Annotated in this window: 22 protein-coding genes and 1 pseudogene; 2 read left to right on the top strand and 21 right to left on the bottom strand. The window is 40.4% G+C overall.

What is annotated here, in order from left to right; genetic code table 11:
* Nucleotides 1-41: 41 nt before the first annotated feature.
* From ACVR1I_RS03940 to ACVR1I_RS03890, 11 genes are all read right to left on the bottom strand, one after another.
* Nucleotides 42-1,175: a 1-propanol dehydrogenase PduQ gene (locus ACVR1I_RS03940; protein ID WP_447442738.1), complete on the bottom strand. Its 1,134-nt coding sequence runs from the start codon at nt 1,173-1,175 to the stop codon at nt 42-44.
* Complete coding sequence (locus tag ACVR1I_RS03935; protein WP_447442737.1) at nt 1,172-1,606, bottom strand: EutP/PduV family microcompartment system protein; 435 nt, start codon at nt 1,604-1,606, stop codon at nt 1,172-1,174. Before ACVR1I_RS03935 ends, ACVR1I_RS03940 begins: the two co-directional genes overlap by 4 nt.
* An 11-nt stretch (nt 1,607-1,617) precedes the next feature.
* Nucleotides 1,618-1,956 carry a BMC domain-containing protein gene (locus ACVR1I_RS03930; protein WP_447443009.1) on the bottom strand — a complete coding sequence of 113 codons (339 nt, stop codon included), beginning with the start codon at nt 1,954-1,956 and terminating at the stop codon, nt 1,618-1,620.
* A 36-nt stretch (nt 1,957-1,992) separates the two neighbouring features.
* Nucleotides 1,993-2,982, bottom strand: coding sequence for a choline TMA-lyase-activating enzyme (gene cutD, locus ACVR1I_RS03925; protein ID WP_447442736.1), 990 nt, complete (start codon nt 2,980-2,982; stop codon nt 1,993-1,995).
* A gap of 159 nt (nt 2,983-3,141) precedes the next feature.
* Entirely contained in the window at nt 3,142-5,682 is a 2,541-nt protein-coding gene (gene cutC / locus ACVR1I_RS03920; protein ID WP_447442735.1) for a choline trimethylamine-lyase, read from the bottom strand.
* Nucleotides 5,683-5,776: 94 nt separating this feature from the next.
* Nucleotides 5,777-7,123 (bottom strand): aldehyde dehydrogenase family protein, encoded by a 1,347-nt coding sequence (locus ACVR1I_RS03915; protein WP_447442734.1) that lies wholly within the window; start codon nt 7,121-7,123, stop codon nt 5,777-5,779.
* A 19-nt stretch (nt 7,124-7,142) separates the two neighbouring features.
* Nucleotides 7,143-7,466 carry a BMC domain-containing protein gene (locus tag ACVR1I_RS03910; RefSeq protein ID WP_447442733.1) on the bottom strand — a complete coding sequence of 108 codons (324 nt, stop codon included), beginning with the start codon at nt 7,464-7,466 and terminating at the stop codon, nt 7,143-7,145.
* A 17-nt stretch (nt 7,467-7,483) separates the two neighbouring features.
* Nucleotides 7,484-7,780 (bottom strand): BMC domain-containing protein, encoded by a 297-nt coding sequence (locus ACVR1I_RS03905; RefSeq protein ID WP_447442732.1) that lies wholly within the window; start codon nt 7,778-7,780, stop codon nt 7,484-7,486.
* 15 nt (nt 7,781-7,795) lie between these two features.
* Entirely contained in the window at nt 7,796-8,080 is a 285-nt protein-coding gene (locus ACVR1I_RS03900; RefSeq protein WP_447442731.1) for a hypothetical protein, read from the bottom strand.
* 3 nt (nt 8,081-8,083) lie between these two features.
* On the bottom strand, nt 8,084-9,079 hold the full coding sequence (locus ACVR1I_RS03895; protein ID WP_447442730.1) for a DMT family transporter: 996 nt from the start codon (nt 9,077-9,079) through the stop codon (nt 8,084-8,086).
* A gap of 38 nt (nt 9,080-9,117) precedes the next feature.
* Complete coding sequence (locus tag ACVR1I_RS03890; protein ID WP_447442729.1) at nt 9,118-9,396, bottom strand: BMC domain-containing protein; 279 nt, start codon at nt 9,394-9,396, stop codon at nt 9,118-9,120.
* 422 nt (nt 9,397-9,818) lie between these two features.
* Between ACVR1I_RS03890 and ACVR1I_RS03885 the strand changes: the two genes are divergently transcribed.
* On the top strand, nt 9,819-10,160 hold the full coding sequence (locus tag ACVR1I_RS03885; RefSeq protein ID WP_522732206.1) for a hypothetical protein: 342 nt from the start codon (nt 9,819-9,821) through the stop codon (nt 10,158-10,160).
* A 421-nt stretch (nt 10,161-10,581) separates the two neighbouring features.
* Nucleotides 10,582-10,866, top strand: a pseudogene (locus tag ACVR1I_RS03880) (Rep family protein); the annotation flags it as partial.
* 97 nt (nt 10,867-10,963) lie between these two features.
* Here ACVR1I_RS03880 and uvrC read toward each other — a convergent pair.
* The 10 genes from uvrC to ACVR1I_RS03830 all read right to left on the bottom strand — a co-directional run bounded on the left by uvrC (nt 10,964) and on the right by ACVR1I_RS03830 (nt 23,740).
* Nucleotides 10,964-12,742: an excinuclease ABC subunit UvrC gene (gene uvrC, locus ACVR1I_RS03875; protein WP_447442727.1), complete on the bottom strand. Its 1,779-nt coding sequence runs from the start codon at nt 12,740-12,742 to the stop codon at nt 10,964-10,966.
* A 93-nt stretch (nt 12,743-12,835) separates the two neighbouring features.
* Nucleotides 12,836-13,537, bottom strand: coding sequence for a pyrimidine 5'-nucleotidase PynA (gene pynA / locus ACVR1I_RS03870; RefSeq protein WP_447442726.1), 702 nt, complete (start codon nt 13,535-13,537; stop codon nt 12,836-12,838).
* Between the two features lie 139 nt (nt 13,538-13,676).
* Nucleotides 13,677-14,348, bottom strand: coding sequence for a hypothetical protein (locus ACVR1I_RS03865; RefSeq protein WP_447442725.1), 672 nt, complete (start codon nt 14,346-14,348; stop codon nt 13,677-13,679).
* Nucleotides 14,349-14,673: 325 nt separating this feature from the next.
* A complete protein-coding gene (locus tag ACVR1I_RS03860; protein ID WP_447442724.1) occupies nt 14,674-15,453 on the bottom strand; it encodes a sulfite exporter TauE/SafE family protein in 780 nt (259 codons plus the stop codon).
* Nucleotides 15,454-15,489: 36 nt separating this feature from the next.
* Entirely contained in the window at nt 15,490-16,950 is a 1,461-nt protein-coding gene (locus tag ACVR1I_RS03855) for a glycoside hydrolase family 1 protein (RefSeq protein WP_447442723.1), read from the bottom strand.
* Nucleotides 16,951-17,011: 61 nt separating this feature from the next.
* Nucleotides 17,012-18,850, bottom strand: coding sequence for a beta-glucoside-specific PTS transporter subunit IIABC (locus ACVR1I_RS03850; protein WP_447442722.1), 1,839 nt, complete (start codon nt 18,848-18,850; stop codon nt 17,012-17,014).
* A 143-nt stretch (nt 18,851-18,993) separates the two neighbouring features.
* Complete coding sequence (locus ACVR1I_RS03845) at nt 18,994-19,887, bottom strand: MurR/RpiR family transcriptional regulator (protein WP_447442721.1); 894 nt, start codon at nt 19,885-19,887, stop codon at nt 18,994-18,996.
* 530 nt (nt 19,888-20,417) lie between these two features.
* Nucleotides 20,418-21,068, bottom strand: a complete 651-nt coding sequence (locus tag ACVR1I_RS03840) for an ArsR/SmtB family transcription factor (RefSeq protein ID WP_447442720.1) — start codon at nt 21,066-21,068, stop codon at nt 20,418-20,420.
* A 96-nt stretch (nt 21,069-21,164) separates the two neighbouring features.
* On the bottom strand, nt 21,165-22,424 hold the full coding sequence (locus tag ACVR1I_RS03835; protein WP_447442719.1) for a YeeE/YedE family protein: 1,260 nt from the start codon (nt 22,422-22,424) through the stop codon (nt 21,165-21,167).
* Nucleotides 22,421-23,740 (bottom strand): APC family permease, encoded by a 1,320-nt coding sequence (locus tag ACVR1I_RS03830; protein ID WP_447442718.1) that lies wholly within the window; start codon nt 23,738-23,740, stop codon nt 22,421-22,423. The genes ACVR1I_RS03835 and ACVR1I_RS03830 overlap by 4 nt, the downstream gene beginning before the upstream one ends.

The following is a 23,740-nucleotide window of genomic DNA, read 5'->3' as shown; positions in this document are numbered from 1 at the left end:
TTACTGGAGAACATCTAGATGATTCCCTTCACGTTTACCCTCTATAATAAGGCTCTGTAAATGGCCTCTAGGTCCTCAAGTGTGACAGAACGTGGATTAGCTGGTGTACACGCATCCGCTAAGGCGCGTTTTGCCATTTCAGGAATCATCGCTTGAAACTCTTGGCGGTCAATGCCCATTTCTTCAATCGACATTGGCATATTCATTTGTTTCGCCAAGCATTTAATGGCATAAATCAGAGCTCTAGCCCCTTGTGTTGGACTTGAGCCATAGATGCCAAGTAAGTTAGCCATCTGAGAATAGCGTTTCGTCGCGAAGGTTTCTTGTTTTTCATCTAAAGAAGCATTAAAAGCAACCACATGCGGCAGGAGCATAGCGTTGATTCGACCATGTGATAGGTGGAAAAAGGCTCCAATCGCATGCGACAAGCTGTGGCATATACCAAGCCCAGCATTGTTAAATGCAATTCCAGCAAGGGCTGATGCATTGTGCATCTTTTCTCTAGCAAACTGATTCTCACCGTTTTTATATGTTTCAAACAAAAAACGATAACTTAAGGAAACAGCTTTTTCAGCACAAGCATCGGAAAAGTCAGTTGCTCCTTTTGCAACATAGGCCTCTAAAGCATGTGTCAACACATCCATTCCCGCATCAGCTGTAATTGCTGCTGGAACAGTCATGGTAAAGTAGGTATCTAAAATGGCTAAGTCTGGCACCATCGAATCATCAATGATGACAAATTTTTCATTTTTTGATGGATCTGAAATCACTGCAAAAGCTGTAATTTCACTACCGCTCCCACTCGTTGTTGGAATCGCAATCATTTTGGGCTTTGCAACTTTTTCAGATTCCGTATAAACTTTTAGGACCGCCTTGGTAGAATCAATCGCAGATCCGCCACCTAGGGCAACCACTAAATCCGGTTTAAATTCTTTAATTTCTGAGATACTCTCAGCAATCACTTCAATCGTAGGATTTGGGACAACTTTCGAAAAGACTTTTGTCTGTGCACCCGCTTTTTCAAGTTGGTCTGTTACAGCCTTTACTTTCTTGCTTTGTTCCATAAATGGATCACAAATGATATAGGCTTTTTTGACAGCTAACTGCGAAAGCGTCTGTGTGGAATGATGTCCCATAACAAATTTAGGCCCTACGCTAAATTCTTGTGTATTCATATCATTCCTTCTTCGATAAGATTTATTTTCTGTAAGAGTTGTTGGCATTGACTGTTATCGGTTAGGTCAATGGTCAATATCATTTCGACCTTTGCTTCCTCCAATTCTCTGAGGCACTGCTCAATCCCTTGGATACTGCATTCTGAGCCCTCAACCAATACGATCCCAAGCGTCGGAATGCGAAAGGCTTTGGCAAAGTTTGGAGAATAAACAGGAAAAGGGCGATCGGCTGACAAAATCATTAAGATAGCGTTGGCATTTTGCTGCGTAGCAATGATATGTTTCATCATGCCAGAACCTCTCAAATACGAACTCGGTATTTGAATCGTTCGCTCAAGATAAACCATTGATTGAACTCTCGGAAGCTTCTCTTCTCCTTCAATGAGCTTGGCGATATTGACCTTGTCCTGATCATTTGGAGCAATTATCATGAGCCTTTTTTTCATGATTGGGTCACACTGACAACTGTGAAATCCAGTTGTTCTTTAAAATAATCCAAAATAGATTGCAAGGCTGTTTTAACACTTTGGACATCTCCACTAAACATGACAGAGCCAGTAAAGCGGTCAACAAAACAAATATCAACATTGGCTGCTTTACCTGCAATATCCGCTGCAATGATAGCAGTCTCGTATGGAGTTAAAGCCAGAATTCCTATGGCACCGGACTCTTCCACACCTAAACTTTGATAAACAGATTGAATCGGGGCAGCAATCATATGAGCCAAGGTAATTTGTTTACCAGGGACGGATTCTTGAATAATCCGATCAATCTTTCCCATATTCTCAATCAAGACTGTACCTCCTTTTCTTCAACATTAGTGTTTGACAACTGTCACTGGAAAATCATAAGCTAAAATATAGGATTCAATCCGATCCAAATCATATTGACTTAGAGATGGATCGCCTTCAATCTGGTATTCTAGACCAAGTTGGTGGTATTTGTTGACACCTAGCTTGTGGTAGGGAAGCAAATCAATCCCCTGGAAATTACTATAATCTTTGTAGGGAAGTAAAAATTCAATAATGGCTTGAATTTCCTCCTGACTATCGTTAATTCCCTTGAGCATTGGCATCCGAATCTTAACGTTGTAGCCCGATTCAATGACGTATTTCAAGTTGGTTAGAATCCGTTCATTTCCAACTCCCGTCCATTCATTGTGTTTCTTAGAATCCATGTGCTTCATATCAAATAGAAAGAGATCCACATATGGAGCAGCGGCTTGAAAGACCTTATTGGGAACATGTCCTGCTGTCTCTACTGCAGTATTGATGCCATCTTGTTTACAAGCCTGCAACAAAGCAATCGCTCCTTCTGGTTGTGCTAAACATTCGCCACCAGATAGGGTGACACCCCCACCTGACATTTCATAAAATGCATCATCTTCATGGATAATCTCTAAGAGTTCCGAAATGGTTTTTGATTCACCTGCGACAGTTAAAGCACCCTCAGGACACCCTGCAATATCTTCTTTTTTTGGAAGACGTTTTTTGTATTTTCGAATATCAATCGGGTGCTCTCTGTCAGCATAATCAAAAGGACTAGGATTCTCTGGATTTTTATAGGAGAAGCAAATCTGACCTAGCGGACAGGTTGTCGCACAAGAATTGTATGGTTTACATAAGCTTTCCTTGTACATGACATTGGTTCCAAATTCCAGACCTTCTGGATTGGCACACCACTTACACCGCATTGGACAGCCCTTGAAAAACACCATCGTTCTGATACCAGGACCATCGTAAAGATTGTACTTTTGTACATTGAATACATTGATTCGTGTCTCGTGTTTTTTCTTCTGCATTCCCATCACTACTTCCTAACCATCGTTCTCAAAACTCAGTTTTCTTTTCTTTATTATCACCAAAAGACAAGGAATCTTGTGACTTGTTAACCCTCATTATCAATTCCTTTGGGATTCACTTGTCTTTTTAGGTGATGAATGAATAAAGAATATCCTCTTTTCTTACTAAATCTTTGTCAATACTGTACGTGAAATGATTTCATCTTGCACATCTTTACACAATTCAACGAAGAATGCACTGTATCCAGCTACACGAACAATCAAATCACGGTATTTCTCTGGGTGTTTTTGTGCTTCAATCAAGATTGAATTATCTAGATAGTTAAACTGCATTTCACCATTTCCAAGAATACTTGCTGTTCTCAACAAGGTAATCAAACTTTCTTCTCCTTGAGGTGTATCTAGTAAACCAGCCATAATCTTGAAGTTGTGTACCATACCAATATTCATATTTTCATTGGCCATCTTAGAAACAGACTTGATAATAGCTGTTGGGCCTTTCACATCCATACCATGGTCTGGTGAGATACCGTCAGAAAGTGGTGTCCATGCACGACGTCCTGAGGCTGATGCACCTGTGATTTGACCAAGCGGTGTGTTATTTGAAATAGACAAGGTACCATGACTCAATACAGAGTACAAAGTCTTGTATTGACGGTGTAATTCTTCGGTAAATTCAACAATGTCTGAAGCAAACTGATCAACATAGTCATCATCATTACCATACTTAGGAGCTGCTAAACAGTCTGCCTTAATTTGATCATATCCTTCAAAGTCTGCAACCAAGGCTTTGTTCAATTCTTCTAAAGTATATTTCTTATCATCAAAGACTAATTTCTTGATGGCAGCCATTGAATCCGCATAGTTGGCAAGACCAGACCAAACAACACCCGGTCCAAAGTTGTACATAGCACCACCAGATTTAACACCGCGACCATTTTCCATCGTACCTTCATACATCATTGACATCAATGGTACAGGAGCTAACTCTCTTTGGACACGTTGTGAAATAACGGTCATAACAGAAGTCCATTTGGTAACGTATTTAATGGTTTCTTTAACAGCAGCTTCAAATTCTTCAAAGGAGTTGTACTGATCCAGAGGGCCCATATCCGGTGTAACTGGTTTTCCATACCAAAGTGGTACACCACGGTTTAAAGTTGTTTCAATCAAGATTGGCCATTGAGTGTAGGAAGTTGACGTCCATTGGTAAAGACGACCCGCTTTTTGTGGTTCCACACAACCCATCAAGCAATAGTCACGGGCATCTTCCATCGAAACGCCTTTTGCCAACATCATCTTAATATGGCTATCATCGAAGTGACATGCTGGGAAACCTACACCCGCACGAATAACATCTACAATCTTTTGCAAATATTTACGTGGCGACTTGTTGTTGATACGGGTTGCCAAGGTTGGTTGATATACTTTCACATGGCGAATCGCATCCATCAATAGATAGGTCAAATCATTGGTTGCATCGCTACCTGAGCGAGTCACACCACCCACACACATGTTAACAAATGGTTGGTAACCTGCAAAGAATTTAGAGGATCCTTCTGATGTTAACCACATCATTTCTGACATCTTAATGAACATGGATCCAGCAATTTCAAAAGCTTGGAAATCATTCATACGGCCTTCTTCAAGATCCTTCTTGTAGAATGGATACATGTATTGGTCCACACGACCGATGGAAAGTCCAGTTTGGTTTTCTTCACATAGCAATAAGTGCTGAATGGTTACAAGGTACTGCATTGCTTCCCAGAATGTTTCTGGTTTGTTTGCTGGTACATTGGCATTGACCCGAGAAATCATTTCCAATTCTGCTTTACGTTTTGGATCACTTTCTTTTCTTGCCAATTCTGCTGCGTGTTCAGACATGCGTTTTGCATAGATGATCACACCTTCAGCTGTCAAGATTTGCCCTTTGTAGAAGTAAATCTTTTCAAGATCATCTGGATTTGCATAATCCAATTGATCCAAATGAACCTTCGCTTCTTCGATAATGTCCAACATCCCTTTTTTCATTCCGACAACATCGTAACCAGGGTTGGAGTCTCCACCACCAGATTGCGCGTGATAAGAACAGTCTGAAACGTAGGATTCACCGGATAATTCCCAAGCTCCTGCTTCGCGGTATTGGGATTCACAGGCTTCATCGACAGATTTACCAGTCCAATATGGGAAAATTTCTTCCACAAGGATTTTCTTATTTTCTTCAGATAAATCATATGGGTCTTGCGGACGAGTAGATACCGTATCTAGCTCATCACGTAGCCAACGCCAAGAAATATCTGGTGAGAAAGCACCCCAACGGGCACCACCATTTGGCGCACCAACCAACAATTCATGGTCTTGGATAATCACAGGTGCTGTTTTACAGAATTCCTTAAAGGCTGTCCCACGAAGAATCGCTTTTGGCATACCTTCATTTTCTTTTGAAATTCGGGTCAAGTTAATCGCACGCAACAAGGAAATGGTTGGGCGAGCATTTAAATATTGATTTTTCAAAGCTTGCAAACGCGGAGTGATGCCATCTGGTATTTCTGTTCCTTCTGATGCAAGATGCGGTGTTTCTTTTGTTTCAGGTTTGGTAATGTCTTCTGAAACACTTTGGAAAATTTTTACGAGCGATGCACGTTCAGCGTCGCTTAATTGTTTTGTAGCCTCTTCTAATTTGGCTGTGAATTCATTCATGTCCATCTGTATAACATTTCCTCTCTTTTAAAATAGAGTGAGCAGATTGTTCATTTTTAGACATTTCAACTGCTCGGATAATATGATTTACAATTTTCCCTTACTCAAATCCAACTTGACGGATATAGGTGAGGTGTCTTGGAGTAATATTTTCTGATCGGTAGCCACGGCCAGTTGTGATGCCCCCCAATATCAAGGAAGGAGCAAAACTCGATTTGACACCTGTTGCGGTACAAGCTGTTGGGGCATTCACCACAATTCTTCCAACTTGTTTGACAACAGCAAATTCTCGAATAATCTTCCAATCTGCCGAGTGAATCGTCAAGGTATGACCCATTCTCAACTCAGCCAATATACTCATACATTTTACGCAGGCCAGGGTCCAATAGGGTTCTCGGTACATCACAATGATTGGACAAAGTAATTTTTTATTGAAAAAATCTTCATTGTTCATGTACTCTTGAACAGAAACCAAAACCTGAGTTCCATCTGGAACTGTAAAGCCAGACATTTTCGCCAACCAGCAGGCCGATTTGCCGTTGTAGCTGTTGATGACATTTCTTTCTGATGCCTTCAAAAAGTGGATTAGTTTTGCTGTATCTTCATCTGTTAAAATGTAGGCACCATTGTCCACCATCAATTGCTTAATCTGATCTGCAATAATATTTTCCGTCACAAGGAACTGTTCAGAGCCTGGCAGGATTCCGTTGTCAAAACTTCTCGAATGAAGTACATCTTTGACTGCTTTTTCCAAATCGGCTGTCCGTTCAATAAAGACAGGACCAGAGGATTCTCCTCCATAAATGAGTGGTGTATTGGTCCGAAATTGATTGTTGATGTATTCTGGACATCCAATATTAATCAATAAGGATAACTTATCACTTAAGAGCAACTCCGAAATTCCTGCATCATTTGCAATTTCTGCTAACGAAAGACTGCCTTCTGGATACCCCATTTCATCTAGCAATTCCAATAAGGTTGAGATTGCTTGAATCGTTGCTGGTCTTGTTAATTGATTGGCTACCAACACCATGGCATTCCCAGACTTAATAGCCAGTAGCAAGAGATTTACAATCAATGTGTAGGTTGGGTAAGCAGGCAAAAGAACGCCTACCACACCAAGTGGCACACCAATTTCAATAACCTTCTCCTGACTACTACCTGAAATAATGCCTGTAAACGTTTCTTTTTGCAAGGTTTCTTCAAATCGCTTAAGAAACTCTCGGCACAAAAAGATCTCATCGTCTACCCTGCCATAATGGTTTTGCTCTACAAATTTCTGGATATAGCTGGATCCGTCTCTTTTCAAACTCTGAATCAAAGTGTTGCTGTACTGATCGAAATCAGCTTGAGTTAGTTCTTGTAATTGAGCAAAAGCAGTTTGAGCATTCAACAATAGGTTTCTGATTTCTTGAATGGATGCTAAATCTTTGTCAATATACAACATACTCTACACACTTTCTTTTTTAAACTTCTGTTTCTGTTGCCTCAGGCAATAAAACATCTAATGAGTAACGGTCTACAATTTTACGAAGTTCTTCATGTGGTCCAGGAATAACAACATGACTGTAAACTTCAGCCCCCATTGCTTCAACTGCTCTCACACCAGCATCAACTGCTGTTTTACAAGCTTCTGTTTCACCTTGGACAATGACCGAAATGTAACCAGAAGCAACGTTTTCATAACCAATAACATCTACTTCAGAGGCTTTTACCATGGCATCAGCTGCTTCTAACACATATACTAAGCCAAATGTTTCAATTGCCCCAATTGCTTGATATCTTTTCACGGTATTCTCCTTTGCGTCTAATTATCAATATCATGTACTGATACAATATCGCCAACTGCTGGGATTGGTCTTGGCATCACATTGTGAGCAGTTAATTTCCCAATCGCTTTTGCAGCAGCTGCACCTGCCTCAACAGATGCACGAACAGCAGCTACATCTCCAACCACCATAATGGTTACGAGTGTTGATCCGACATTTTCGTAGGACACGAGTTTCACATCGCTGGCCTTTAGCATTTTATCGCATGCTTCCAAGGCAGGAACAAGTCCAACAGTTTCGACTAAGCCCAAGGCTTGTCCACCATAATATCTCATTGATAATTCCTCCGATTATCTTTTATATTCTGCTGAAATATATTTGTCAACGGCATCAAGGCCATCAGCATTGATTTTATACAAAATTCTTAATTGTTGATTCTCATCTAGATCGTATCCAACCTGATCCACATATCCATTACATTCCAAGGACATGAGGTGTTCTAAAAAGAGTGGTTCTGTAAATTGTCTTTCGCTGCCGTATTGAGATTTCAAAGCTTCCATCACTTGGAGGACATCTGCTTCTTCAACAGTACTCATATAATTTAAAACGGCAGTTCTTGCTGGTAAAATTCCCATTAGTTACACCTCACTCTTTCTAAAGAAATCCAATGGATTGGTTGTTACAATAATCGCACCCAAAATAACAATAATGGATCCAATTGCAATTGTTGGTGTTAGGGCTTGTCCCAAGAATAAGATACTAAAGAAAACGCCCCAGAATGCATAGGTAATATTCAAAGACATACCGACTGCTGTTCCAACCATGGCATTTGATTGGTACCAAGTTGCATAAGAAATGGCAACAAGTGTTCCAGATACCAACAAGAGAATCATTGGTATTGGAGCAGCTAACATATCTACAAAAAGTCCTGTTGCACCAACCAATGGCACAATAATGACCATTTGGATTAAACCTGAAATAATTTGACGAAGGGTTACAGCAACTTCAGAGTCAAGCATGGCTCCACCAAAAGCAGAAATGGTTCCCTCAAGCCCCCAACAAATTGCTGCAAAAACAGCTAGTATAATTCCCAAAGTAAAGTTTGATGCACCGTCTGGTTTTACCAAGTTCAAGATAACAGCACCAGCTACACAAAGAATCATACCCAAACCAACACGAGGAGTGATTTTTTGTTTTAGGAAAATGGCTGCGAATAACGCACCAAAAGCTGCGGTAGTTGCAGAGACAGGAATTGCAAATGCTCCCGCAAGTGACAAACCAACTAGGTAAGCTCCATTTGCAACAGGACCTCCCAAGATAAAACCTAACAACATAATTTTTCCAGGTTTAGTTGCTAAACTTCTGCCCAATTCCTTAAACTTACCTGCTCGAATCACATTGACCAATAGGGCACATCCACCGAGGAAGTCATTAATGCCCCCCATTACAAAAGGCGCCGCAAAGATGCCAACAGCTGACTTTATGGGGTCAAAACCACTGACAATCATGACTACAAAGGAATAAAGACCATAAAATAAACCTGAAATAATCCCACGTCTAATCCCCATTGAATGAAATTTCTTTGTTGCTTCGGCCATTTGTTTTTCAGCCAAAGCACGACTTCCATTATTCATATTTTCTCCCATGGAAAAACTACTCCTTCTTTAATGTTTTATTCTTTTGTTGGTAAGATTGTTTCCACTTCTAAATGAGGACGTGGAATAACATGAACTGAAATCAATTCACCAACGCGTTGTGCAGCTGCCGCACCTGCATCCGTTGACGCTTTTACTGCACCAACATCGCCGCGAACTAGTACCGTTACTAACCCGCCACCAACTAGCTCTTTTCCTACTAAGACAACATTCGCTGCCTTTACCATTGCATCGGCTGCTTCAATAGCACCAATCAAGCCTTTTGTTTCAATCATTCCTAATGCTTCAGAACTCATGATACAAACCTCCTTTTTTTATTTTATTTTTTTAAATTTAAAAACGATTTTAAGATAGGATATCTAATCCATTCCATTATTTTTTATGAGTCATTTTCTTACAAAAAGATTATTTATAATTAAATTGTAAGCCTTTCCATTGCGATAAAGTCAATAAAAAACTGAAAAAATATTTTTTTGTGATTTTTATTACAAAATCTGTTTTTTAGGGATTCTTTTTCTAATGATTGATATCTCAGTTTGAATATTCTGAATACTTAACCTTGTTTTCTTACTGTAAACTCTTCCCCTAGGGACAAGTTTTCGTTTTTCTCTTTTAACTGATTTTGAAACACAAAAAGCCTCGAATACCTGTTCGAGACTGTTATCAATTTATCATTTTTATATTATAAAATCATTCCTTTATCGATACAAATTTATACTTGTATTTGACTCATGAGAGCAAAGATGCAATTGCTAAGAAAAAACATGTTTATGATAAGGCTCATATAAAGCTTATCAATAATTTTGATATTGATCGCTATGTGACCTTAGATGTTGAAGAAAAAGCAGAACTTTTCAACGTAGTGGTTTCTCTTATTCGTGCATATACTCTTCAAAACATTTTTGATTTGTATGATTTTATTGACGAAAACGGAGAGGCTTACGGATTAAATATAAATTTGGTTAATGAGGTTATTTCGGGAAAAACTGGTTTTATGAAATTGCTTTTTGATGGTGCTTATCAGCGTAGTAAACGTGGTTTTGTTAAAAAAGAGGAATAATAAACTGTGCGATGACGGATGGTGAGGATAAAAAAGAGGAATAATAAACTGTGCGATGACGGATGGTGAGGATAAAAAATGAGTTGTAAATACAACTCATTTTTTCTTAGAATTTAAGTATGTATATATAAAACTTGTACTTATTGCTAGGGTTGTCCACCACTTAAATTCTATATTGAGAAAAGAAAATACGATAAAGCTGATAATAAGGGACAAAAGAATATAGATGACAGCTAGAAATTTATTTCTCATTATTTCAGTTACCATTCAAAATTAATTTTACCGTTTCCTGGGTATTTGTCATGATTGTCCCAATAATGTATCTTGTTCTTTAGCTAGAACTGTAATTGCAGGGAAGAAGCTAGGAATTAGGGTTAATAACGTAGTACAGACAATGAATTGTTTGGGTATATTATACTTTATGGCTAAAGAAAAATCAAGATACTTTACTTTTTTGCTCTATCCAGAATCAATTCCGAATGATTGGGAATTGAAGCTTGAAACTCTTGGAGTGCCGATAGCAGTTAGTCCGCTTCACGATAAAGACAAGAGTAATGTTGAGGGGCAGAAATATAAAAAACCTCACTATCATGTGCTTTATATTGCTAAAAATCCAGTTACTGCAGATAGCGTGCGTTGGAAAATCAAGAAATTGCTTGGAGAAAAGAGTTTAGCAATGGTGCAAGTTGTTCTAAACGTTGAAAATACATTGTGTATCTTGTATCGATTATTGAAGGGAGTATTGAAAACTCAACTCTCCTACATAACCAATCCCTCTCTTGTCAATAGCTTTGTTTCAAGTTCTATTTCTGTTGACCCAACTTCTCCTTGACCGCTTCCGCAACTGTTACTGGAATGCCAAGAGCCACGATGTCCTCTAGCGGAGCTTCTTGGATTTTGGTCAAAGACTTGAAGGTTTTGAGCAGGGTTTGCTTGCGTTTGGGTCCCAGACCAGTAATACCATCTAGTTTTGAAGAGAAGGAATTTTTAGATCGTAATTGACGATGGAAGGTAATGGCAAAGCGGTGCACCTCATCTTGTATCCGCTGCAGGAGAAAGAACTCTTGCGAATTGCGGGACAAGGGAACAGCTTGTAATGGGCTGCCAAAAAGCAGTTCATGGGTTTGGTGTTTGTCGTTTTTCTGGAGACCCGCAATCGGAATCGCCATTCCTAATTCTTTCTCAATGACTTCTTTTGCAATGTTGACTTGACCCTGCCCCCCATCAATCACGATTAAATCTGGCGGTGTCAGCCCTTCTCGTTGTACCCGGCTGTATCGCCTGCGAAGTACCTCTCTCATCGAAGCATAGTCATCAGGCCCCGTAACAGTTTTTATCTTGTACTTGCGGTATTCTTTTTTATTGGGTTGTCCATTTTCAAAGACCACCATGGCAGAAACTGGATTAGTTCCCATGATGTTGGAGTTGTCAAAGGCTTCAATACGCACAGGTGCCTCAATCCCCAACATTTGGCCTAAGTTTTGAATAGCCCCCACTGTTTTTTCATGGTTTTTATCCACCAGCAAGAATTTTTGTTCCAGGCTAACACGCGCATTTTTAATAGCCAAGGCAACCAGCTGTTTTTTCTCCCCACGCTGGGGCTTGACAATCTTCGTGTCTACCAAGGCCTTGACGGATTCCTCATCAATATCTTGTGGAATCAGGATTTCATTGGGGATTAGATGCTGTTGGTCTCGGTAAAATTGCCCAATGTAGGTCAAAAAATCTTCGTCCGCATCATTGTAGTAGGGAAAGAGATTGACATTACGCTCAATGAGCTTACCCTGTCGGACAAAGAAGACCTGCACACACATCCACCCCTTATCTGTATAATAACCAAACACATCTCGGTTTTGGAGGTCATGGCTCATCACCCGTTGCTTGGTCCGTAGGGTTGAAATGCTGGTTAGCAAGTCACGGTATTCTGCAGCCCGCTCAAATTCCATTTCACTAGCTGCTGTTTTCATCTTGTCCTGCAACTGCCCTACAATCTTATCGTCATGTCCCGTCAGAAAATGACTGACTTCTGTTGCCATTTGGGCATACTCTTCTCGACTGGGCATGCCATCCCCATGGGCTAAACATTGCCCCAAATGGTAGTACAGACAGTACTTGTTCTCAGGCATCTTGCACTTACGAAAAGGATAGAGACGGTCCAAAAGCTTCAAGGTCTGACTGGCTGCCCCCGCATCTGGATAAGGACCGAAATACTTTCCACCGTCTTTTTTAATCTGGCGTGTAATCATGAGACGGGGATGGCGTTCATTGGTGATTTTGATAAAGGGATAGGATTTGTCATCCTTGAGCAAAATATTGTAGCGGGGTTTGTTCTCTTGGATTAAATTGATTTCAAGTAAGAGGGCCTCAATATTGGACTCAGTGACGATAAATTCAAAGTCTGCAATTTCGGATACCAAGGCCTCTGTTTTGGTATCATGGGCACCACGAAAATAAGACCGAACCCGATTACGAAGATTTTTGGCCTTTCCTACGTAGATAATAGTTCCGTACTTGTTTTTATGGAGGTAACAACCAGGGCTGTCTGGCAGGAGCTCCAATTTGTGCTTGATGGTTTCATTCATAGCTTTATTTTACCAAAAATAAGGAAACTCTGCAGTTTCCAAGACACGCCTCCTTCATTCAAACCACCTAAAAAACCTGTTTTTCAACAGGTTTTAGGATTGATCTTGCAGAAAAACAATCAAGCTCTCATAATCTCTTATTTCAACAGTAGGTACAATGCTTGTTGAATTGGTTTTATTCTCTGGGTTAAACCAAACGGTATCCATACCAGCATTGATTCCACCCTGAATATCAGCATTAAGGTTGTCTCCAATCATCAGGGCTGTGCCGGCATCAAAACCAGGCACCGTTTGTGCAATCACATCATAGAATTCCTTGTCAGGCTTATGGTAGCCCATTTCATCAGAAATGAAGATATGTTCAAACAAATGCTCTATCCCTGAATTGGCCAAACGTCCCTTTTGGATAAAAGTGACCCCATTGGTAGCAGCAAGAAGTCTGTAACCCTGAGCTTTCAATTCTTCCATGAAGGGCAAGACACCCTCAAATACCTGTCCCTGCTGGCTCAGGAAATGTTGGTATCTCTCCGCATAAAGAGCTCCGTCTACCTGTTGCCCAAAATGCTCAAAGAGCTTGGCAAACCGGGTCCGAATCAATTCGGGCTTGGTCAATTGCCCTGCGGTCAAGGCCTCCCACATGGCCTTGTTCATGGGAACATAATAATCTTTGTAGGTTTGAATCTCTGACTCTGACACCCCTGCTTCTTGCAAAAGACAGGTCAAGGCCACTTCTTCATCCGACGCAAAATCCAAAAGCGTGTGGTCGAGGTCAAATAGTAGAAATTTATAATACAATTTATGGATTTTCCTTTCTAGGAGGCAAAATTTAACGATTAATAACAATAGTACTTTAGAAGTTTATCCTAGTTTGTTTCATTTGAAATTTTATGAGTACGTAAACTAAAGATTTTTTATGCAATAAAAAGCTAGTTCTTTAATCTTCCAAATTAAATGAATGAGTAGCAATTATTTCTGCTTTTCCTTCAAGTGGTTGGTAGAGTTCAACTAACTCATAAGTAGATTCAGGTTTTTCAGTACTTGGTGAGACTTCAACTAAAATCAAACTGTTAGTGCCAGCAACTACTTGTTCAGCTAAAAGCGCAATAAGCTGATAATCTGCACCCGTCATACCTTCAGTAGCTTGGTCAAAACTATCTTGAAGTTCATTAGTGATGGTCATATCTGAGACTGACTGATAAGCTCCTAGGCCATCAATATCTACTTCAATATCTGAACTATCTACTTCTATAATTTCTGCATTGCCATCTAAATCTTCGTAAATAGTCACCAAATCAAAAGTCGTTACTTCTTCCTGGCTTGCTGTGGTAACTTTACACAAAATTAAGTGATTCGTACCAGCAACCACCTGGCTTGCTAGGTAAGCTACAGGTTCATAAGTCGCACCTGTCATGTCTTCCGTTGCTTTTTTAACCAATGATGTCATTTGGGGAGTAACAATAACTGATTCTGCTTTCTCAAAAGCACCCGATTCAACATTAATTGCTGGTGTTTCCTCAGTTGTTTTCGATTGTTTTTGAGACACACTACATCCTCCCAAGGAGAGAAGTGACAAACTAACAATAGCTAGTTTAAAACCACTTTTCATTTTCAATTTCCTCCTTTTATTTCACCTAACATACATTATATAACATAATATTTGTGAAAAGTAAATCTTAAAAATACCATTCGATTTTCATGCCTACTTGAAGATTCTTGTATTTAGAAGTTGTTAATTTTTCAAATTTACGAGAATTTATGATTTCAAACTATATAATATTATGTTTCATAAAACACCTATATAGTTAACTTATTTAATTAAGTTTTTTTAATTAAATAAGTTAACTATATCACAAAAAAATAATTGCACAAGATTTTAATCCAACCTCAATTAAAAAAACTCAGCCACCTCATCATAGCTGAGTTCACTTGTTCTAAAAATTACTCACAATATTATACAAGCAAACCATCAAAAGTCCTGTCATCAGGATTGCATAGATACGATTGACCTGTTTGTCCGTGCTTTTGTGATTGATTACCGTCCCGATATGGCCACCTAATATGGCGGCAATGACTATCAGAGGGACAAGAGTCCATCTGAAGTTCTCTGGAGGTGCTATGGTCATCAGTTTTAAAACTTTGGGGATCTGGGCAAAGAAAATCATAGCGATGGAATAGGGAGCCGACTCTTTAGTCGTGTAAGACATCATCCCCACTAGAACGATAATGTTCAATGGCCCACCACCAATTCCCAAGAAAACAGACAGGGCCCCAACTAGCATTCCGACCACAACGATAGTTGGCAAGTGTTGGAGCTGGTATTTGGGGAATCTATCTCGAAATTGGGTAAAGAGCAAAACAGATAAGAGCACGATAAAGAGTAGGATGGATTGCACCAAGGTAACCGTGTGATTTGGCACCGCCTGAGTCAAGCGCTTGAAAACCATATCGCCCAGTATACCACCAATAACAGACCCGATGGACAAACCGTAGAGAATCTTCTTGTCAAACGTTACCCCGTTTTTGGCATGTTTGTAGATAGAGGACAGGCACATGGCAAAGACAGCGATCGTTGCATACATGCCTATCACCGTGGCATTATCGATGCCAATCAGGTCAAAGAGAGGTTTGATAATCGCCCCTCCTCCTGCTCCTGATGTCGCCCCAATGGCTGTCGCAAACAAAACGATAAGTGTGTAAAGTAGGATTTCCAAGTTAGCCTTCTTTCTTAATGCAGTGGTTTCTTACCATTAATTGATGATTTCGCCATTGCTGGCAATGACTGCCTTATACCAATCAAAGGATTTTTTCTTGTAACGTTTGAAACTGCCTTGTCCACGGTCATCCACATCCACATAGATTAACCCGTATCGTTTTTTCATCTCACCCGTAGACCAAGCGACCAGATCAATACAACCCCAAGGAGTATAGCCCATCAGGTCAACCCCATCCAAATCCACGGCATCTTTCATGGCCTTGATATGTGTGTGCAGGTAGTCTATCCGGTAATCATCCGTAACTGTTCCATCGGCCTCTAAGGTATCCATGGCACCCAGTCCATTTTCTACGATAAAAAGGGGCACATGGTAACGGTCATACATCTCCGAAAGGGCGATGCGCAAGCCTAGTGGATCCAAGGTCCAGCCCCATTCAGAAACCTCTAAATTAGGGTTCTTGTAGCTGAGAATATTGTTGCCAGGTGTTTTAGACACGCTGGTGTCCGTTGTGGACATGGTCGACATATAGTAGCTAAAGCCAATGAAATCAACTGTGCCATTAGCGAGACAGTCCAAATCCCCCTCTTCCATGGCAATTTGCACACCCTTACGTTCAAATTCTTTTAATTTGTAGGCTGGGTAATAACCCTTGACCTGAATGTCTAGGTAAAATTCCACTTGGCGTTTGTAGGCGATATTTTCTAAGACATCTTCTGGTTTAGCGGTCATAGCATAGCTCGGTGCATACATGACCATATTGCCAATCATGGCATCTGGGATGATCTGATGACAGAGTTGCACCGCCTTTGCTGACGCAAGGAAAATATGATGTAGGGCTTGAAACTTGGTCTGATCATCGTTTCGATGGATACCAATCTGCAACCAAGACCTTAAGACGTTGATCTCATTAAAGGTCATCCAATACTTGACCTTGTCCTTGTAACGCTTAAATACTGTTTCACAATAATGGGTAAAAAAGCCAATGACCTCACGGCTGGACCAGCCATCATAGTGGTCAGCCAAGTAAAGCGGGGTATCAAAGTGACACAAGGTCACGACTGGCTCAATCCCGTATTTCAGACATTCGTCAAATACCGCATCATAGAAGGCGAGGCCAGCTTCATTAGGCTCCGTCTCGTTACCATTTGGGAAGATACGCGTCCAAGCAATGGACATGCGGTAAGCCTTAAAGCCCATCTCCGCAAAGAGTTTGATGTCTTCCTTGTAATGGTCATAGAAGTTAATCCCTGTGTGAGAAGGATAGAAAACATCCGGAGCAATATGGCCAACAGCTCCTTCTGGAACGGCAGCCAAACGCTCTGCATGCCTAACCTCGCCTTTCAAGGTTTTAAAGGTAATCTGACGCGGTCTATCCTTATCCCCAACCGTCAAGGTATCCATGGTCGTCAAACCACGACCGTCTCGGTCATAAGCGCCTTCAATCTGGTTAGCAGCTGTTGCTCCTCCCCAGAGAAAATCTGTTTTAAATCCCATTGCAAACTCCTTTTTCAAACAAATTAAACGAAAGGAGGGAACCCCCTCCTGTTCTAGTTGCTTAGATTAAATCTCCGGCAAAAACCTCTCCTGCCGTCTTAACTGTAATGTCTTTGCCTTTGGCATCTGTAATAATGATCATGATAGTGGTGTCGTAACCTTTTTCTTTCACAAGCTCTAAATCAACGGATGCAATCGCCTGGCCAGCTTTAACGGTCTGACCTTGTTGTACCAGAGTTTTAAACCCTTGACCAGCTAAATCAACAGTATTGATACCAATATGAACCAACACTTCAACGCCATCTGGACGAACGATACCGTAGGCATGTCCAGTTGGGAAGACTGTTGAGAGCACACCATTGACAGGGGCAAGAATCTCACCTGAGCTAGGTACCAGTGCGACACCATCCCCCATTGCTTTGCTAGCAAAGACTTCATCTTTTACAGTTTCAAGTGGCACCAAAGTACCAGTGGCAACTGCTACAACAGTGTCATCAGAGACAGTTGTCGTTGGTATATTTTGAGCCTCTGCTTCTTTTGGAAGTCCTAAAATAAGGGATGCAACAAAAGCAACCACAAAAGCGATGGCACAACCGATTGCTGCATGAACGATGACATTTGGAAATTCAGAACTGAAATAACTTGGTAATGACAGAAGACCTGGTGGTACCTGCGCAAATCGGCCGACACCCATAATCCCAAGATAAAGCCCAGCCACACCTCCACCGATCATGGCTGCATATAAGGGACGCTTGTATTTGATGTTAATCCCGTACAGAACAGGCTCTGTGATCCCTAATACTGCTGAAATACCTGTTGAGATGGACAAGGCTTTTAGGTTCTTATCTTTGGTTTTAAAGGCTAGCGCAAGCGCTGCACCGCCTTGGGCAATGTTTGAAACCATCATCCCTGGTCCTGCCACTGTATCTATCCCCTTTGTCGCCAACATATTGATTCCAATTGGGATAATCCCGTAGTGCATCCCTGTCATGACTAAGAGTGGAGTCGTTGCCCCGATGAGCATCGGCACCAACCAAGGCGCTACACCATTTAGCATCGATACAAGAGTGTTCAAGCCATCTCCCATCCAGGTTCCCAATGGACCGATCAAGAGGAAGGTTGCTGGCAAAACAATGAGCAAGGTCACCATCGGAGCCAAGAAAATCCTTAGGATAGCTGGCGTATACTTTGTCACTACAGGATCGACATAAGACAAGAACCATACCGCAAGAATAATCGGAATGACAGAAGAGCTATAGTTAGCAAGAGTAACAGGTAAGCCTAGAAAATCTAGTCCTGTTCCTGCTTCACGCGCTGTTCCTACCATAGCCACAAAGGTTGGGCTAATCAGGCTTGCCCCAATCACCATAGCGAGGTATTGGTTGGTTTTAAACTTCTTAGCAGCAGATGCAGCTAAAATAACCGGAAGGAAATAAAAGATGGTATCCCCAAAAATACTCAAAAACTTAAACGTATTATCTTCAGGGGTTAACCAGCCAAACATGAGACTCAAGGAGTTGATGACCTTAATCATTCCAGCACCAGCCATGACAGGCACGATTGGTACAAACATACCAGCAATGGTATCTAAAACCTTAGCGACTTTCTCCTTATCGTCCTCTTCTTGAGGTGCTTCTTCCCCAGCACTAAAATTAGCCTGGTCATTGATCGCCTTAAAGACCGAAGCCACTTCCGGTCCAATAACAATCTGGTACTGTCCCCCGCTTTGAACAACGTTAATCACACCTGGGGTATTGTTGAGACTTTCAGTGTCAGCCTTGCCTTCATCCTTAAGGTTAAAACGCAGACGGGTCGCACAGTGAATTAAGGAATTCACATTGTTCTCGCCCCCTACTTTATCGATAATCGTTTGTGCCAATGCTGTATAATCTTTAGCCATGACGTCAACTCCTTATTGTTTGATATTAGTATTGTATTCCCTTTCATCTCACAACACAATAGTTTTTTAACCGCTTTCACAAGCGTTGCCAAATTGTCCCTTAAAAACAGCAAAAAACCGCAACACTGTTGCGGATAAACTGATTATTCCACTTCTGTTCCCCCTTTTAACAAAGGATTGTTCGATTTCCGTTTTTGCTCAAAGGCGCGGGAAACCTTGACCTTCTGGTCATAATGCTTGTCATAATCTCTTTGAAAATAACTAGCATAGAGGCTATCGAGAATATAAGAAATGGAAATCAATGAACTGAAATTACCAAGGTTTTCGATTAAGCGTTCCCTGGTTGAGATACGAATGACCACATCAAAAAGCTGAGACAGGGTATTGTCTCCAAAAGAGGTCAGTACAATAGTGGGCAACTTTCTTTTTTTCAAGACTTCTGCTACCTTTAAAATCGACTCTGTCTCCCCTGAGTAGGAAATCAAGATGAAACAAATCGTCTCTGTTGCTTGAAGGGCCGTGAAAAAGAGATTATCCAAGCGCCGCTCAATGGTCACTGGCTTTCCAAGCTTGACCATACGGTTTTTAAAGGTCTCTGCCATCTCAAAAGCGTCTCCAACAACACCGAACTGAATACTGGTTGCTTTTTCTAGCATACGGGTCGCCTGTTGCAGAACATCATGATTAAGAAGAGACAGACTATCCTGAACCGTTTCTTGATATAGGCTAGCCATTTTGGACGCCACAGCCAAATGTTGATCCCGCTTGGTAAAAGGACAATTGGGATCAATCTCTTGGAAATTAGTATCCAAATAAGTAACTTCAGCCAGATACGCCTCCTTAAAGGCGTTGAAACCATCAAAACCTAGCCATTGACAAAAGCGAGTGACAGTCGATGGCGCCACATAAAGCTCCTTAGCAATAGCACGAGAGCTCATGGTTTTCAGGTCATGACCTGCACCTAAAAAGTAATCGGCAATCCCTGCTTCAATTTCAGTCATTTCACTGTGATCCAGCAAGCGATCCTTAATGAGCATAGCTGACCTCCTAGTATCATCTTAATCTATTATAACACAGCCATGACAAAAAACCAGCTGCCTTAATGACAGGTGGCAGAGACTCAATTATTTTCTAAAACTATATTGAAACGTAAGACTAGATTTTCACAAAGCGTTTTGCCGTCATTGACTCTTGGAAAATCAACTCTTCTTCCTTTAAGATATGCTGCTTTCTTCTCATCCACATAAAAACCTCCTTTTTGAAATCATATCAATAAAATTTTCTGCCAGTGAGTGAGGCAATAAGGTGACAAAACTGTTTCCAATTATCTGGAAAGTGATTTTCACCTGGCCTCACAACATTTTTCTATTATACCATGATTGTTGACTTGATATAGAGTCATCAAGTTGGATACATTTTCTAGGTTATATTCTACTAAACGGAATTAAAAAACCACACTCTTATCATCAGTGCAGTCTTGTTTACTATTATAAATTACCTAGTATTCTTTCGTCTCTCATACCATACTGAACAGAGATCCCAAGGCATTTCGATTTTCTTTCTTATATTAACCTCGTCTCCAGTCAAAATGAGTAACATTGACACTATATGCATCGTATCCATGTCGATTCAAGAATGCTGATGCCTGATTGGCATATGGACAGAAACGGCCACGACAATATAAAATAACAGGCTCTTCTTCTCCCAACTCTTCATATCTAGTTGGCAACTCTTTATACGGAATATTCACTGCGCCATCAATATGGTCTTTTTCAAATTCTTTGTGAGAACGCAAATCGACCAATTGGATTGGACTTTTTTCAGAGAGAGTGATGGCATCATCTAAAGTCATCACTTTCATTTGATCATCACTTTGGTCAAAGGAATCTTCAATATAACGAAGAGATGGAGATTGTTCCTCACTTAAAAGATGGATTTCATTTAAAATCCTTTCAACTCTATCTGAGGCAACTCTATAACAAATATACTTTCCCTTTTTAGTAGTTGTCACTAGATTGACTTCTTTGAGTACCTGTAAATGTCTTGAAGTATTGGCTACTGTCATATCCGAAATACGGGCAATCTCTTCCACTGTCTTACTGCCATGTATCAAACGGTGTAAAATTTCAATTCGTTTTTCACTGGATAACGCTTTTCCAATCTTGACATATTCATTGAAAATTTGATCCATGTACTCTCTATTTTTGTCAGAAGACATTTTCGAATAACTCCTCATACTTTATCTTGTAAACTAGTATACCATATTAAAAACTGTTTTTAGTAAAAAATCAAGAAAGAGCCGTTTGGCTCTTTCTTATAAATTCACTTTTTTGGCAACCATGTTTCCTAAAATTCCGCCTGCTACTAGAACAGCAAAGAATACCCAACCAGATAGTGAGAAATTCGCAATTGGTGTGTATAAAGCACCAACGTTACATCCGTTCGCTAGACGTGTACCAAATCCCATACAAATACCACCAAGGGCATAAAACAATGCTTGTTTTCCAGAAACTGTTAATTCAGAACGCGTTACTTTTGAGAAAGTACCTGATGATAATAAGAAGAAAATGGTCCCCATCATAATTCCAAAGTTCTGAACACTAATTGGATGTTGGAAGAAAGGAGTCGCAAAGGCACCTTCTGGCATCAGGGTAAAATTAGCCAAGGTTTGGGCATCCACCCCAAACAACATCAATACTTGACCAAACCATAAACCATAAGGTGTACTTGCACCCCAACCTGCTTTGGTCACACCCATTAACAAGGTAAATAAGACAGCTAAAATAATTCCGGCTTTTTTCAATGACCATGCATTTACAAAGATACGACTGTACCAATCTGTTTCAGAAGTCACTTCTGCTGCAGCTTCTGCCACTTCAATATCTTGGATTTTTTCTCCAAAATGGCCGCTGTATGTGCCTTCTGCTTTTCGTTTAGCTTCATAGCGATACGATAACCAAATCACGAAAGCACAAAGTAAGCCTGTTACAATCATTGCTCCAAGGTAGCCTTGCAATCCATCAAATTTAAAGAGATCTGGAAGATAGACACCGCCATATAGTTTGGAACCGACCTCAGATGTTACCCAAGAATCTGTCACCCAACTAGCACTATTTTGAATTGGAAATCCAATGAAAACTCCAAAACAGAAGAATACAAGCGTTATTAATCCACGAGGAAGTGCTGTAACAACGTCTGTTAATACTCCAGATGCACAACAAGATGAGAAAGTCATCCCAAAACCAAATAGAATACCACCCAACAACAAACCGAGATTGATTGGGTTGACCCAAAGGTCATACGTTGCAGCGTCAGCATTAAATAAGAATGCCGTACTCAATAAGGCTGTGACAAAAAACATTGTGACCATGGCTCTCATCAACCGTGTTGAGCCCGTGCGGTAAGCACGGTTGACACTACCGGCAAAACCAGTATAGCCTCGGCTGAGTGTATACCCCAAACCAGCCCCAATTAAGAGACGGAAAAACAACATATCCGATGTTAAAAACATCTTACCTAAGAATACGACAAGTAAGCCAAATGCTATACCTGCAATATGTTCAACTTTTTTCATATTTTCTCCTTTGTATTTCTTTTTTTAAAATAAATAAATCCAAATAGAATCCAAATGCCCAAAATACCAAATGAAATGGGACTTAACTGACTGGGAGAACCAGGAATCAACAGTAATAGAAGAAATAAAATAGCAATCACTAAAGCCATTCGATTAAAAAATCGTTCCTTTTTCGACTTAGCCAATCGACTACTGATGAAAGCGACATAGGCATAAATCAATGCAGCCATCAGACTGGATATATCAACTATATAGAGTATAACCATTCTACCTAGCAAGGGCATCAAAATAGAAATCACACTAACAAAAGCAAGAGCTTTCGATGGAACCGACTGAGCATTTTTTTCCTGAAAACGATTCGGCAATAATTCTTTTTCAGCCAAGGCAACGACGACTCTACTACTTCCAATCATAAAACCATTGATACCACCCGTAATCGCAGCTAGCAATGCAATAGCTAGAGCTAAGAAACCTAGGATTCCCAAATGTTCCAAAACAGCTTGTCCACTAGCCCACTCCTTTTGTAGAGCCTGGTCTGGTGAATAAGCGAAAGCTGTTAATAGATTTAATGAGTTGTAAATCAAGACACCTATACCCGTGGCTAAAATCGTCATTCTAGTCGCAAAGCGTCTGTCAAAACCAATGTCTGTCAAAACTTGTGGGACAATGTCAAAACCAACAAATAAGAAGGGTATAATCGAAAGAACTGGTACTATTTCCTTCCAACTGAACTGATAGGAATCCAGATAAGATACCCTAAATTGTATAGCATCTCCTAGCTTGACCATGATGAGTGTTAATCCAATGACTAAAACAAAGAGTAACAACATCAAAACTTTTTGAAAGTTCATAGAAAAGGTTAATCCCCTTTGGTTAATGTAATAGAAAACTCCAATCACCAAAGAAGACAGCAGGATATCTGATAGAAACACAGGATACCCTGCAATACGATACATCTGACCAAATGCCATGTTTGGAAATATTGAACGAAGGACCAATGGTACCGCACTGGCATTCAAAGGTATCAAGGTTAGATAACAAAAAATCAATGACCAACCAGCTATAAAACCGTGCTTCAACCCTAAATGTTTTAAAACATAGGTAAATTCACCACCTGACTCATTGTGGTAATGGATCATCGTATGGTAAGCCACTTGAATAAAATAAATCAATCCCCATCCGATGATGAACCCAATAGCTGTGTTCATAACACCTGACTGGCTCAAAAATTTTTGACCTGGGAGATAAAATGCCCCCCATCCAATGACAGAACCAATAACGAGAGAAATGATATCTAACTTTGATAATTTTTGCAT

This window comes from Streptococcus cameli (genome assembly GCF_053207365.1).
Note: the sequence above shows the minus strand (reverse complement) of the source record. Positions and strands in the feature narration are given on the sequence as shown.

Coding starts and splice junctions, on each gene's coding strand:
- ACVR1I_RS03840 (WP_447442720.1), bottom strand. CDS start 21,068: ATGTCTTCTGACAAAAATAGAGAGTACATGGATCAAATTTTCAATGAA.
- ACVR1I_RS03845 (WP_447442721.1), bottom strand. CDS start 19,887: ATGCTCATTAAGGATCGCTTGCTGGATCACAGTGAAATGACTGAAATT.
- ACVR1I_RS03940 (WP_447442738.1), bottom strand. CDS start 1,175: ATGAATACACAAGAATTTAGCGTAGGGCCTAAATTTGTTATGGGACAT.
- ACVR1I_RS03890 (WP_447442729.1), bottom strand. CDS start 9,396: ATGAGTTCTGAAGCATTAGGAATGATTGAAACAAAAGGCTTGATTGGT.
- ACVR1I_RS03835 (WP_447442719.1), bottom strand. CDS start 22,424: ATGAAAAAAGTTGAACATATTGCAGGTATAGCATTTGGCTTACTTGTC.
- ACVR1I_RS03850 (WP_447442722.1), bottom strand. CDS start 18,850: ATGGCTAAAGATTATACAGCATTGGCACAAACGATTATCGATAAAGTA.
- ACVR1I_RS03905 (WP_447442732.1), bottom strand. CDS start 7,780: ATGAGATATTATGGTGGACAAGCCTTGGGCTTAGTCGAAACTGTTGGA.
- ACVR1I_RS03915 (WP_447442734.1), bottom strand. CDS start 7,123: ATGTTGTATATTGACAAAGATTTAGCATCCATTCAAGAAATCAGAAAC.
- ACVR1I_RS03900 (WP_447442731.1), bottom strand. CDS start 8,080: ATGGGAATTTTACCAGCAAGAACTGCCGTTTTAAATTATATGAGTACT.
- ACVR1I_RS03865 (WP_447442725.1), bottom strand. CDS start 14,348: ATGAAAAGTGGTTTTAAACTAGCTATTGTTAGTTTGTCACTTCTCTCC.
- cutC (WP_447442735.1), bottom strand. CDS start 5,682: ATGGACATGAATGAATTCACAGCCAAATTAGAAGAGGCTACAAAACAA.
- ACVR1I_RS03930 (WP_447443009.1), bottom strand. CDS start 1,956: ATGGGAAAGATTGATCGGATTATTCAAGAATCCGTCCCTGGTAAACAA.
- cutD (WP_447442736.1), bottom strand. CDS start 2,982: ATGGGAATGCAGAAGAAAAAACACGAGACACGAATCAATGTATTCAAT.
- ACVR1I_RS03895 (WP_447442730.1), bottom strand. CDS start 9,079: ATGAATAATGGAAGTCGTGCTTTGGCTGAAAAACAAATGGCCGAAGCA.
- ACVR1I_RS03830 (WP_447442718.1), bottom strand. CDS start 23,740: ATGCAAAAATTATCAAAGTTAGATATCATTTCTCTCGTTATTGGTTCT.
- ACVR1I_RS03935 (WP_447442737.1), bottom strand. CDS start 1,606: ATGATAATTGCTCCAAATGATCAGGACAAGGTCAATATCGCCAAGCTC.
- uvrC (WP_447442727.1), bottom strand. CDS start 12,742: ATGAATGAAACCATCAAGCACAAATTGGAGCTCCTGCCAGACAGCCCT.
- ACVR1I_RS03855 (WP_447442723.1), bottom strand. CDS start 16,950: ATGGGATTTAAAACAGATTTTCTCTGGGGAGGAGCAACAGCTGCTAAC.